The organism is Castellaniella sp., from assembly GCF_034674885.1.
Lineage (GTDB): Bacteria > Pseudomonadota > Gammaproteobacteria > Burkholderiales > Burkholderiaceae_B > Castellaniella.
In genome coordinates this window covers 59,646-71,847 of the sequence record NZ_JAUCDS010000001.1, presented here as the reverse complement: position 1 = coordinate 71,847, position 12,202 = coordinate 59,646, and the positions used below count along the sequence as shown (strand labels likewise).

Below are 12,202 nucleotides of genomic sequence, written 5' to 3'. Positions count from 1 at the left end.
CGATGCATCTTCCGCCTGATCCTCGCCACGATTATATTTTTCGGCAGGATCAACGACAAGCAGGTGGAACGTGATGGAACTGTTCACAGACATGCCCGGCGATGACGGGCTACCGGGTCGCAAGCGCGCGATCGTCATGACGGCGCTGATGGCCGCCACCGTGATGGTGGTGTTCGATGGGACCGTGGTCAATATTGCATTGCCGAACATGGCCGGCGCGCTGCAGGTTTCGCCGGCCGTCGCCGTGTGGTTTGCGAATGCGTACCTGCTGGCGGTCGCCATGACCCTGGCCATCTTTGCCGCCCTCGCCAGCCGCTTCGGGTTTCGGCCCTTGTTCTTGTCCGGACTTGCCGTGTTCACCCTGGCGTCGGCTGCGTGCGCGCTGGCGCCTGATGCAAACGTGCTGATCGCCATGCGGATCCTGCAGGGCGTGGGCGGGGCGGCGGTGGTCAGCATCGGGCCGGCGATCTTGCGGTCGGCGTTTCCCACGCGCCTGCTGGGCCGGATCCTGGGGTTGAACGCGCTGCTGATCGCCGCCAGCACCGCCATGGCTCCGATCGTCGGCGGCACGCTGCTGGATGCCTGGGGCTGGCGATGGCTGTTCGCCTTGAACCTGGTGCCCGGGGTGATGGCGCTGACGCTGGCCGCCAGGGCCATCCCCGCAAACCCGGCAACAGTGCGCGTGCCCTTCGATGTGTCGGGCGCGGTGCTGTCCGCCGTGCTGGTGGGGGCGCTGATCATGGCGGCCAATCATGCGGCGATGCCAGGAGACCTCTGGTACGCGCTGATTGCGGTGCTTGCCGGTGCGGGATTCGTCTGGCGCATGCGCCAGGCCAGGCACCCGCTGCTGCCTCCCGCCATCTTCAGCTCTGCCCGGTTCTCCCTGGCGGCCTTGACCTCGATGGCGTCGTTTGTCGGGCAGGGCATCACCTTCGTGGCCTTGCCCTTTCTGTTCCAGAACGTGTATGGCTACAGCGCCTTCGAGACCGCGCTGTTGTTCACGCCGTGGCCGGTCGGCATTGTGCTGGTCGCTCCTCATGCGGGGCGGCTCGCCGATAGGGTGTCGCCCGCCGTGATCTCCACGGTCGGCCTGTTCGTGCTGGCGGCCGGCCTGGTTTCGCTGGCGCTGCTGCCCGATCGGCCGCAGATCTGGGACATCCTCGCGCGCTGCTTGCTGTGCGGGCTGGGTTTCGGCTGCTTCCAAAGCCCCAATAACCGTGAAATGCTGTCGAACGTGTCGCGTGAGCACAGCGGTTATGCCTCGGGCGTGCTGGCCATCATGCGCACGTTTGGCCAATGTCTGGGGACGGCACTGGTCGGGGTGGTGCTGGCCGTCTATGTCGTACAGGACGCCACGACGGCCATGGAACGGCAGGCGGTGCAGTTCAGCTTGTGGATCGCGGTCGTCGCGACGGTGGCGGCTGTCGTGCTCAGCCTGAGCCGGTCGCGGAAAACGACCTATGACCTGGCATCGAACGCATGAATCACGCAGCGCTGCCGGTTCGAGGGTTTGGGCGGCTCGGGGGACGCACGCCGGGGCTCAGTATCCCTCGACCTTGGCGCGCAGTTGCTTGGTGGCGCTGCGTTCCGTCTTGGCCTGCTGGCGGCGGCGCCTGGACCCCAGCGTCGGGCGGGTGGGGCGCCGGATCGCAGGGGTGGCGCTGGCCCGGTCGATGATCTCCTGCAGACGCGTCAGCGCCTCCAGCCGATTCTGTGCCTGGCTGCGGCTGGATTGCGCCTTGATCACGATCACGCCCGTCGATGTGATGCGATGGTCGCGCAGGCTCAGCAGGCGTTCGCGGATGTGTTCGGGCAGCGAAGAGGCCCCGATGTCGAAGCGCAGGTGGACGGCGCTGGACACCTTGTTGACGTTCTGGCCGCCCGCGCCCTGGGCCCGGATGGCGATGAATTCGACCTCGTGTTCCTGGATCGGATGGCGGTCCTGCGTCACGGGCTGACCTCGCGCCATGCGCCGGGCTGCAGGTCGTCCAGGTTCCAGGGGCCGATGCTCATGCGCACCAGGCGCAAGGTCGGCAAGCCCACGGCGGCCGTCATGCGCCGCACCTGGCGGTTGCGGCCTTCCTGGATGGTGATTTCCAGCCAGGCGGTCGGGATGTTCTTGCGAAACCGCACCGGAGGGTCTCGTGGCCACAGCGAGGGCTCGGCCAGGCGGCGGGCCTGCGCGGGCAGGGTGGGGCCATCCTTCAGGCCCACGCCGGTGCGAAGGCGCTGCAATTGGGCGTCTGCCGGCTCGCCTTCGACCTGTACCCAGTAGGTTTTCGCCATCTTGTATCGGGGATCGGCGATGCGCGCCTGCAGACGACCGTCGTTGGTCAGCAGGAGCAGACCTTCGCTGTCGCGGTCCAGCCGGCCGGCCGGGTAGACGTCGGGCACGTCGACGAAGTCTTTCAGTGTGGCGCGCCCCTGGTCGTCGCTGAACTGCGTCAGCACGCCGAAGGGCTTGTTGAGCAGCAGCAGGAGCGGCCGTGCAGGCGGCGCCTTGGCGACACGGCGTGTCCCGCCGGGCCGCAGGGGTCCGGGCGGATTTCCAAAGGTCATGAGCAAGTTCCTTCCGTCTCCCGGCGCATCCGGGGGGCCATCAGGGAATATTCTAGCTGCGAGCGACGCTTGCCTTGTTTCTCTGCAGACCATTGAAGCTTAAAATTCCAGGATCGCCCGGTGAGGAGGGCGACGATAAGACAGCGGAGGATCTATGGATGCATCGCTTGTTACGACCCCGGAAGCAGGACCGGGGCTGATCCGGTGGCGCTACCTCTGGTATGTAGCAGCGGCGCTGCTGGTCCTGGTGGTGGCCATTGCGGCCGGGAATATCTGGTTTCTCGACTGGGTCCACGTCATGAGCGGCGTATTGTGGACCGGCATCGACCTGTTCATGGGTTTCGTCATCGGTCCGATCATTCGCAGCGTGCCGGTTCCCGTGCGCAAGGAAATCATCATTCGCTTGACCCCGGTCACCCTGTTCCTGATGCCGACCCTGTCCATCATGACGAGCACCGCAGGCTGGTTTCTGGCGGTCCAGCTCGGGTTCATGCAGTTGCCATGGCCGCAGTTCGGCTGGATTGCAGCGGCGCTGGCGCTGGTGACCCTGATGACGATCCAGGGCCTGGGCTATCTGCTGCCCACCAGCGTGCGCGTCTGTCTGGAGATTCAGAAACCCGTGCCCGACGGCCCGAAGATCGGTCGCATGATGAGCCGCTTCTATTACGTGGTCGCCAGCCAGGGCGTCATGCAGATCGCCATCATCGTCGTCATGGCAAAGCTGGCGACGGGGGTATAGGCGCTGCAGATGTGCTACCACTGGGCGGGACGGCCGCCCAGCCCGGTGCATACGTCCAGTGCGATCACCCGCAGGCTTGTTTCGGCCAGATCGCCGGACAAGGCGTATCCCATGCCCTGGCTCACCCAGTAGAAGGTGCGCCGCGTCCCATCGCGCAACAGTTGGAACGAGGCCTGTTCTTGTGGAAATTTGACGATGTACAGCGTCAGCCGTTCACCTGCCTGATTCTGGTACATGAACTGCGCAGCTGGCCCCGACTCGCCGGGCAGCAGGCGGCCGCCGACCAGGGAATAGCCGTATTCCTGCAGGGACGGCACCGACAGCGGACGATTCAGCCGTTTGGAGAGCCATCCTGTCAGATGTGCCTGCTGCGTTGCCGCCACCTCGACGGGATGCCGTTGTTCAGGCGCATACACGGCATAGGCCATATCTGCGTTGCGCGCGAACGCAGGCGGCAGGACATCGAACCGGGCTGGTATCCACGCCAGCGCCAAGCCCAGCGCCATCCCTGCCGTTGCCATCCCGGCCCACTGCCACCAGGGGGCGCGGCGCCGCACGAACAGCGCGGGCTCTGCCTGCGGCAGCGGGAACAGGGCCTTCAGGGCGGCATTCTGCGCGCGGTAGTGGGCGACGGACGCGGCGGCAGCCGGATCGTCGGCCAGACGAGCGCTGATCGCCGCATGTTCGGCCTCGGAGAGCTCGCCGTCGACCAGGGCCGACAGCAGATTCAGCTCGTCCCCGAGTTCCGGGGACGCCGCCGTAGGATGGAGAGATTCGCTCATGACACGTGCTTCACCACTTTCAAGGCGGCTCCTTGGTTGACTGAACCTTCCGACAGCAGGGCGCGCAGGCGTTTGCGGCCGCGTGCTACGCGCGACATCACGGTGCCGATTGGCACTCCCAGCACCTTTGCGGCCTCTTGATAGCTCAGTTCCTCCAGGCCGACCAGCAGCAACACCTCGCGCTGCTCGATCGGCAAGCGATACAGCGCTCGTTGTACATCGCGCAACACCAGGCCATCTGTTTCCGTGGCGGGCGCGGCCATGCTCTGCCATGGGGCAGACTCATCGTCCACTGCCAGTTCGCGCCGGGCGCGCAGTTGGTCGATGAACAGGTTGCGCAGGACCGTGAACAGCCAGGCGCGCAGGTTGCTGCCCGGGCGCCAGAGGCGCGTCCGGCTCAAGGCGCGCTCCAGCGTGTCCTGCACCAGGTCGTCGGCCCAGGCCGGGTCGCCGGAGAGCGCGCGTGCATAGCGCCGCAAGTTTGGCAGCCAGACCAGGAGGTCGGCTTCAAAGCTCACGCAGAGGCCTCGAATCGGCAGGGCGGTTCATGCCGGGCCCTGGATTTCCAAAGGCCTCGTGCCTGTTGGTCATGGCTTGGCCACATGCCAGACGTTCTTGATCCCGTCGCCCATGGCATCGCCCGGTTTCTTGTCCGTGTGCCAGCGGTACAGGGGGTGGCCCTTGTAGGCCCACTGGTGGACGCCATCGTCGCGCTTGATGATGGTCCAGTCGCCGCTTTCCTTGTCGTAGGAATCGGCTGCTGCGGGCGGCCAGTTGGTGGCGCAGGCTCCAGCGCACGTGCTTTTGCCGGCCATGTCGTCTTTGTCGAAAACATACAGGCTCATGCCGTGTTCGTCGACGATGCTGCCGTTCATGACCTTCGGCGGTTCAGCCAGCGCGGGCAAAGACACGGCGGTGCCAAGTGCCAATAACATCAGGGTACGCAACATGATGTGCTCCTCGGTTTGAGTTCAGATTCGCCGCAGCGATGGGTTCGTTGCGGATACGGCGGGCACAGGAGAACACGCGTCACCAGCGGTGTGGAGCCCCCTGTGAACGGTAAACGGCTGGCGCGATCGATTTATTCCCTGTTCAGAGCCTGTTTGTTTTTCGCGCGGTACATGGCGTGGTCGGCATGCTTGAGCAGCTGCTGTTCGAACTCGCCATGTTCGGGGTAGTGCGCAATCCCGATGCTCGGTACGATGCTCAGGGTGTGGCCGTCCAGGGTGACCGGTTGGCTCAGCGCGTCCCGGATTTTTGCCGCGACCACTGTGGCTTGCCTGGGTGTGGGAGCGCGCTGAAGCAGCACCACGAACTCATCGCCTCCGATGCGCGCGACAGTGTCCGACTCGCGAACGCACCGCTTCAGGCGGTTGGCGACATTCTGCAGCAGCAGATCGCCCACGCCGTGGCCCAGGGTGTCGTTGACTACTTTGAACCGATCCAGGTCCAGGTAGAGCACTGACAGCCGCTCGTGTTCCCGCCGCGCCACCGCCAGGGCCATCTTGAGCCTGTCATATAGAAGTCCTCGATTGGGCAGTCCGGTCAACTGGTCGTATTGCGCCATGTGTTGAAGTCGCGCCTGCATCCGCTGACGCTCGATGACGGTCGCGATCTGCGTGGAGATGAACTGCAGCAGTTCCTGGTCTTTCTCGTTGTAGATGGCGCCGCCCGGATAGCTCTTCAACACCAGCACACCGATGGTGTCGTTGCGCGCTTTGAGAGGCACCCCCAATTGGCAAAGCGGGCTCGGACCGACATGGGTGCCCAGTTCATCCGTAAGCACGGTTCCTGGTGGCAACAGAAGCGGCTGCCCGCTTTGCAGGATCGTTGCATACAGGGTTCCGGCCTTTGGTTCCTGGGGTTCGGGTTGGTGCTCGTGTTCATCCACGTAATATGGAAAACTCAGCAGCCCCGTTTCCGCATCGTGGAGTGCGACGGAAAAATTGTCCGCCGGCAGCAAGGCGCCGACGATCTGGTGGATGCGCTGGATCAGCGTGAGCAGATCCCCTGCGCCGTGCGAGGCTTCGGAAATCGCATAGAGCGCGGTCTGTATCGACTCGGCGTGCTTGCGTTCGGTGATGTCGCGCGCCAAGCCTATCCGGAGTTGGTCGGTCGGCGACCAGCGTGTCGCCCACATGAGATGCACGATGCGTCCGTCTTTGCGCACGTATCGATTCTCGAAGTGGAGCTGAGGGTGGCCACTCATGACCTCGCTCACCGAGCGCAGGGTGCGCTCACGATCCTCCGGCAGCATGATGTCGAACATGTTCATGCCGACCATCTCTTCGGGGGAATATCCGAAGATGCGTTCGCAGGCGGCGCTGGCAAACACCACGTTGGCGTCGATATCGACAGCGAACACCGCATCGATCAGGAGATCGATGAAATTGGCGTCAGGCGTGTAGGTTCTTTTCCCCATGAAGAATTATAGGTTTGGTTTCAGGTTCTACACTGTACGATTATGGCGACCCCTTCCATTCCATCCCTGCCGAACAATGCCGATAACGGCCAATGGCTTGAGCAGATCCGGACCTGGGCGCGCGAACTGGGGTTTTCCCAGATCGGCGTGGCAGGCGTGGATCTGTCCTCGGCCGAGCCACGTTTGCTGCAATGGCTGGCTCTGGGCTACCACGGCGATCTGCATTACATGGAGCGCCACGGCCTCAAGCGCGCGCGCCCGGCCGAACTGGTTCCTGGCACTGTCAGTGTGATTACTGCGCGCATGCCCTACCTGCCGCGTGGCACCACTCCGCCAGACTGGCAAAGGCGCGAGCTGTCGCGTCTGGACGATCCGGGCGAGGGCGTGGTGTCGCTGTATGCGCGGGGGCGCGACTATCACAAGGTCGTGCGCGGGCGCCTGAAGAAACTGTGTGACCGCATCGAGGCGCTGGTCGGCCCCTTTGGGTACCGCGTTTTTTCGGATTCGGCGCCCGTGCTGGAAAAGGAACTGGCCAGCCGCAGCGGCCAGGGCTGGCGCGGCAAGCATTCCATGGTGCTCTCGCGCGATGCGGGGTCGATGTTCTTCCTGGGCGAGATCTTCGTGGATTTTCCGCTGGAACCCACCGATCCGGTCAGCGCGCATTGCGGCACCTGTACCGCCTGCATCGACGTCTGCCCCACGGGCGCCATCGTCGCGCCGGGCGTGGTCGATGCGCGCCGCTGCATTTCCTATCTCACCATCGAATATCACGGCTCCATCCCGGAAGATCTGCGCCCGCTGATGGGCAACCATATCTACGGCTGCGACGATTGCCAGACCATCTGCCCCTGGAACAAATACGCTCAGACCACAGAACTGCCCGACTTCGACGAACGTTCGCCGCTGGTCGGCCATCGGCTGGTAGAACTGTTTGCCTGGGACGAGGCGACGTTTCTCAAGCATACCGAAGGCGGGCCGGTCCGCCGCATCGACCACGAGCGCTGGTTGCGCAACATCGCCGTGGCACTGGGCAATGCGCTGCGTCAGGCCGACGCGGCGCAGGCCCAGGAACTGCGCGCCGCCTTGCTCAGCCGGGCCGACCACGAAAGCGCCCTGGTGCGAGAGCACGTTGCCTGGGCGCTGGCGCAGCAAGTCGGTTCCGATGGCCAGGATCGACGGGCGCAGTGACCTCGGCCCCCTGGATATCGCTGGGGTGTGCGTCGCAGTCATGAGCGATGAACGGCCAACCAGATCGTAGGACCATCCTGTGCCGTCGAATGCACGCGATGTCTGAGGCCCGCCGGTATCCAGTAGTGGTCGCCCGGTGCCAGCATGACCAGGTCATTCCGGCCTGTGACCTGCAACGCGGCTGAGCCCTGCAGGACGATGACCCATTCATCCTCGTCCTGTTCGTACCAGAAGTCCGATGGGCTTTTTTGCCCGTGAGACACAATGCGCTCGATCCGCAGGCCAGGGACATCCAATAGATCATCAAAGGCTTCGTGGGCGGCATCGACGGGCATGGCCGCAAAGAGGTTTTTGAGCATATTGACGGTCGTTTTTGAAGACTGAGTCGAACGGTGCAGTTCATTTTGGCACTGACAAGCTACACAAATCAGGCCGGTTCCCGGCGAGGGGTGGAATCAGTCAGCACCGGCTCCAGGGTTTGCACCAGCCATTGACTAAAGGCCTGCAAGCGGCGCGATAGTTGACGCTTGTGTGCATACATCAGGTGCATCGGCATGCTGGGAGCGGGCCAAGCTTGCAGCACCGGCACCAGCGTGGCGGCGTCGAGTTTGTCCTGGACATCAAAGGCAGGCACCTGGATCAGGCCCAGACCCGCCAGGGCACAGGCAATGTAGGTTTCGACGTTATGAGTGACGACCTGCGCCTGCATGACGTATGTCCGGAGTTCGCCCTGGTCTTGCCACAGCCAGGGCGCGACAGGGCCGCCGCCTGCAGCATAGTTCACCGCCTGGTGCTGTGGCAGATCGGCGGGGGAAAGCGGCGTACCCATTTTGGCCCGATATGCCGGGCTGGCGCAGTTGATCATGCGCAGGCTGCCCAGCGGCCGCGCCACCAGGCTGCTGCTGGCCAGTTCGCCCACGCGCACAGCACAATCGACGCCTTCGCGCACCAGATCGACGATGCGGTCGCTGCCGCCCAGTTCCAGTGTCATCTGGGGGTACAGGGCGAAGAACGATGGCAGGGCCGGTGCAATCCAGCGCCTGGCCAGTCGGCTGGGGGTGCAGTCCCCCCCTATCTCGCGCAGCAAATCGCGGATGTTGTCCTTGATTTCCCAGGCAGTGTACGGGCATTGGCGGGTCGAGAGCGTGTAGCCTGCTCATGAGTGATAACGCTGGTTCTGTGAATGACAATTTAACGATTAGACCGCCCTCTCGGCGGGAGCGGTGCTTGCCTGTTGGCCAGTAACTGCGAATTACCCTGCACGGCTCGGACATCTGTGGCCGTGAGTCCGCCGCCTGAAACACTGGCTGTATCGCTGCGCCCTTCCTGCAAGGAGTGCGTGTTGAGGGGTGAGAGCCGCCGCGTTCTGGGTCTGCGGGCCTTGTGTCTTGCAGGCTTTAGGTCAAGCGGAAGTCCCTTTCTGTATCCTTTCTGCATCCTTTCTGCAAATTCGGACTGCAGAAAGAGCTAGTGCTCTGATTCATAAGTGAATTTGCACAATTTCCGTCTGCGTTTATTCTGCAAGCTTCCAGTCTGGATGCCCTCGGCTGCCAGTGTTGCGGATACGCTTTTTACGTCGCAGGTCGGTGAGCAGGTTGGAGATCTTTTTGTCTTTCTGCTTCTCATCCAGTGCATCGCTCAGCTTGCCGGGTGCTTACGATTGGCACTACCAGTAGTCTCGCTATCATGGCATGATGAAGCAATGCCGCCATTGCGCTCCCAGCCTGGGGTTGTTGCGCAATAAGGTACCGAGGGGGAGTCGTGGGCAGGATTGCAATCCGTCACGCCAGAGTTAAATCATAAGAGGGTCTTGTGAACTACATACAGGCAGATGAAGGATCTCGTGTCGCGATTTTGATTGACTGTGACAACGTTCCACCAGAAATTCTCGAATACGCCCTATTGATATCTGCTCAGTTTGGTCGTGCCACGATCCGGCGTGGTTACGGCAACCAGAGAACCCTGGCTGATAGGTGGCGCGATGTGCTGGTCTCTTCTGCCTTTTCTCCTTGCCTGCAATATCAGTATGCTTCTGGCAAGAACACGGCCGATCTTGCCTTGGCGCTGGATGCGCTGGAGGCCCTGTTTGACGAACGGGCTGATGTGTTTTGCTTAGTCACCAGCGACTCGGATTTTGCCTATCTGTGCCGCAAGCTGCGCGAACGTGGGTCTATGGTCTACATCATCGGCGAGCCTAAAACCCCAAGCGCGCTTCGCAATGCCAGTGATCAGTTCTTTGAATGGATTCGAGAGGACGGTACAGCTACACCGGTTGGCGAGGCAGGTTCAGAGGACGCCAAGCAAAAGGCGGCGGATATCAGGGGCATCTCAAATAACAAGACAAAACCCCAGCAACGGCCAATCTCCGTTGTAAAGGCGGTCACTTTGCTTGCGAGTGAGTCGGTGGACGACAAGGTCCACCTTGGCCAGCTCGGGCAATACCTTAAGCGCACTGACCCCGCCTTTTCGCCTAAGACCTATGGATACACAGGTTTGCTGGAAATGTTGAAAACGTATGACCTGCTTGCCGTCCACAAGGAAAGTTCTGGTGGTTGGTCGGTGAGCGTGGTGAATGCTAAGCACTGAGCGTAATAAATGCCGTGCCCGTGATCGTCTGTGACCCGATTGGCAGTATCGCGTATGCCTGCCGCTGGCGGGCTGATAGTTCCAACACAGTAGCCACCGCTCATCAGTTCCAGGCACCAACCCGCAGCCCAGAAATCCGCATAAAACCTGGATGTGACCTCGCGCGCTCGTGAGGCAAAGAGATAAAAACCGAGGGTGGAGAGGCCAGACCGGGCCGAGTGTGGAGTATCGCAGCCCCCAACGCTCGCGAGTCAAACCCGCAAAGCGCCGACTCACCTGGAAGAAGCCAAGAGACTGAACCCGTTAGCGCGTTTGACACTTTGTTGACAGTGCCCTGACGCAGGACGAAAAAAAGGCCTGTCAGAAATCTCACAAGCCTTTGATTCTATTGCTAATTCTATGGTGGCCCGGGGCGGAATCGAACCACCGACACAAGGATTTTCAATCCTCTGCTCTACCGACTGAGCTACCGGGCCAAGACGTCGAATCATACACGAATTTTTTCCCATATGCAGGCGCTTTGGCGGGAAAATATCCCAAGACCCTTCTTGCGACCTATAATGCTGAAGTCTCCCTCTGTGAATTTTTCTGCGGCATGTCCGTTGACGTCCTGACCTTCGGCTTGAACCATGTGTCCGCGCCCGTTTCCGTGCGCGAGCGTGTGTCGTTTCCGATCGAACTGCTCAAGCCTGCGCTATCAGCCCTTCGGACCACGTTCGGTTCCTCGGTGCGCGAGGCCGCGATCCTGTCCACCTGTAATCGCACAGAAATCTACTGCGCGGCCGACCCCGGCGTGCGCGCGGAACTGCCGGCCTGGCTGGCGGAATTCAACCGCGTGGAAGCCGGCCAACTGACGCCGCATCTGTATGAATACCAGCGCAACGATGCCGTGCGTCATGCTTTTCGCGTGGCCAGCGGGCTGGATTCGATGGTGCTGGGCGAACCGCAGATCCTGGGGCAGATGAAAGACGCCGTACGGGCCGCCGAACAGGCGGGCACGCTGGGCACCTTGTTGCACCAGTTGTTCCAGCGCACGTTTTCGGTGGCAAAAGAGGTCCGTTCCCAGACTGCGATCGGCGCCCATTCGGTGTCGATGGCGGCTGCCGCCGTGCGCCTGGCCGAACGCGTGCTGGGGGATCTGTCTCGCGCGAACGTGCTGTTCATCGGCGCGGGCGAGATGATCGAACTCTGTGCGACCCATTTCTCGGCGGCGCAACCCCGCCAGATGGCCGTGGCCAACCGCACCATCGAACGTGCGGAATTGCTGGCGGCGCAATTCGACGCGCGCACGCTGAAATTGTCCGCCTTGCCGGAACATCTGGCCGAATTCGACGTGGTCGTATCCTGTACGGCCTCATCCTTGCCCATCCTCGGTCTGGGGATGGTGGAAAGGGCTGCCCGCACGCGCCGCCATCGTCCCATGGTGATGGTCGATCTGGCCGTGCCGCGCGACATCGAACCGGAAATCGGCCGCCTGGCCGACGTCTATCTGTATACCGTGGATGATCTGGGGCGCATGGTTCAGTCGGGCACGGATGCCCGGCGGGCCGCCGTGGTCCAGGCCGAGGCCATCATCGAGGCCCGGGTGCAGCATTTCATGCACTGGCTGTCCAACCGCGCCATCGTGCCGGCCATCATCGATTACCAGCAAAGTGCCGATGCCCTGCGCCTGGCCGAACTGGACCGCGCCCGGCGCCTGCTGGCGCGCGGCGATGATCCGCAGGCCGTGCTGGAACACCTTGCCTACAGCCTGACGCACAAATACATGCACGGCCCCCTGTCGGCGCTCAATCGCAGCGAAGGCGCCGAACGCGACCAGATGCTGGCCCTGCTGCCGCGCCTGTTGCCCGAATCCGGCGCCCGCCGCCGGTAGCGGCCTTCCTCGTCTCTTGCCTTCCGGTCCGGTGGCCTGCGCCCCGGATCGCG

General features: G+C 62.7%; 13 protein-coding genes and 1 tRNA gene. 5 read left to right on the top strand and 9 right to left on the bottom strand.

From position 1 onward, the window contains the following. Positions 1-73 precede the first annotated feature (73 nt). Complete coding sequence (locus VDP74_RS00355) at positions 74-1,483, top strand: MFS transporter (protein WP_322997619.1); 1,410 nt, start codon at positions 74-76, stop codon at positions 1,481-1,483. A gap of 57 nt (positions 1,484-1,540) precedes the next feature. On the opposite strand, the gene arfB is transcribed toward VDP74_RS00355, so the two are convergent. Together arfB and VDP74_RS00345 are read right to left on the bottom strand one after the other, a co-directional pair. Then, a complete protein-coding gene (gene arfB / locus VDP74_RS00350) occupies positions 1,541-1,969 on the bottom strand; it encodes an alternative ribosome rescue aminoacyl-tRNA hydrolase ArfB (RefSeq protein ID WP_322997618.1) in 429 nt (142 codons plus the stop codon). After that, complete coding sequence (locus tag VDP74_RS00345) at positions 1,948-2,559, bottom strand: pseudouridine synthase (protein ID WP_322997617.1); 612 nt, start codon at positions 2,557-2,559, stop codon at positions 1,948-1,950. Before VDP74_RS00345 ends, arfB begins: the two co-directional genes overlap by 22 nt. 154 nt (positions 2,560-2,713) lie before the next feature. Here VDP74_RS00345 and VDP74_RS00340 point away from each other — a divergent pair, with 154 nt between their 5' ends. After that, positions 2,714-3,298: a hypothetical protein gene (locus VDP74_RS00340; RefSeq protein WP_322997616.1), complete on the top strand. Its 585-nt coding sequence runs from the start codon at positions 2,714-2,716 to the stop codon at positions 3,296-3,298. 14 nt (positions 3,299-3,312) lie between these two features. Here VDP74_RS00340 and VDP74_RS00335 read toward each other — a convergent pair whose 3' ends face one another. The 4 genes from VDP74_RS00335 to VDP74_RS00320 form a co-directional block, all read right to left on the bottom strand. Next, complete coding sequence (locus tag VDP74_RS00335) at positions 3,313-4,080, bottom strand: anti-sigma factor (RefSeq protein WP_322997615.1); 768 nt, start codon at positions 4,078-4,080, stop codon at positions 3,313-3,315. Next, positions 4,077-4,598 carry a sigma-70 family RNA polymerase sigma factor gene (locus tag VDP74_RS00330; RefSeq protein WP_322997614.1) on the bottom strand — a complete coding sequence of 174 codons (522 nt, stop codon included), beginning with the start codon at positions 4,596-4,598 and terminating at the stop codon, positions 4,077-4,079. Before VDP74_RS00330 ends, VDP74_RS00335 begins: the two co-directional genes overlap by 4 nt. Before the next feature lie 69 nt (positions 4,599-4,667). Continuing rightward, entirely contained in the window at positions 4,668-5,030 is a 363-nt protein-coding gene (locus VDP74_RS00325) for a hypothetical protein (RefSeq protein WP_322997613.1), read from the bottom strand. A gap of 131 nt (positions 5,031-5,161) precedes the next feature. After that, positions 5,162-6,502, bottom strand: coding sequence for a diguanylate cyclase domain-containing protein (locus tag VDP74_RS00320; RefSeq protein ID WP_322997612.1), 1,341 nt, complete (start codon positions 6,500-6,502; stop codon positions 5,162-5,164). A gap of 105 nt (positions 6,503-6,607) precedes the next feature. Here VDP74_RS00320 and queG point away from each other — a divergent pair, with 105 nt between their 5' ends. Continuing rightward, on the top strand, positions 6,608-7,690 hold the full coding sequence (queG, locus tag VDP74_RS00315) for a tRNA epoxyqueuosine(34) reductase QueG (RefSeq protein ID WP_322997835.1): 1,083 nt from the start codon (positions 6,608-6,610) through the stop codon (positions 7,688-7,690). 38 nt (positions 7,691-7,728) lie between these two features. On the opposite strand, the gene VDP74_RS00310 is transcribed toward queG, so the two are convergent. Both VDP74_RS00310 and VDP74_RS00305 read right to left on the bottom strand, forming a co-directional pair. Then, positions 7,729-8,049, bottom strand: coding sequence for a cupin domain-containing protein (locus VDP74_RS00310; RefSeq protein ID WP_322997611.1), 321 nt, complete (start codon positions 8,047-8,049; stop codon positions 7,729-7,731). A 68-nt stretch (positions 8,050-8,117) separates the two neighbouring features. After that, complete coding sequence (locus VDP74_RS00305) at positions 8,118-8,777, bottom strand: LysR substrate-binding domain-containing protein (RefSeq protein ID WP_322997610.1); 660 nt, start codon at positions 8,775-8,777, stop codon at positions 8,118-8,120. 725 nt (positions 8,778-9,502) lie between these two features. On the opposite strand from VDP74_RS00305, the gene VDP74_RS00300 reads away from it, so the two are divergent. Next, positions 9,503-10,276, top strand: coding sequence for an NYN domain-containing protein (locus VDP74_RS00300; protein WP_322997609.1), 774 nt, complete (start codon positions 9,503-9,505; stop codon positions 10,274-10,276). Positions 10,277-10,676: 400 nt separating this feature from the next. On the opposite strand, the gene VDP74_RS00295 is transcribed toward VDP74_RS00300, so the two are convergent. Beyond that, positions 10,677-10,752: transfer RNA gene (locus VDP74_RS00295), tRNA-Phe, on the bottom strand. 119 nt (positions 10,753-10,871) lie between these two features. Between VDP74_RS00295 and hemA the strand changes: the two genes are divergently transcribed. Further along, complete coding sequence (hemA, locus tag VDP74_RS00290; RefSeq protein ID WP_322997608.1) at positions 10,872-12,149, top strand: glutamyl-tRNA reductase; 1,278 nt, start codon at positions 10,872-10,874, stop codon at positions 12,147-12,149. Positions 12,150-12,202: the final 53 nt, after the last annotated feature.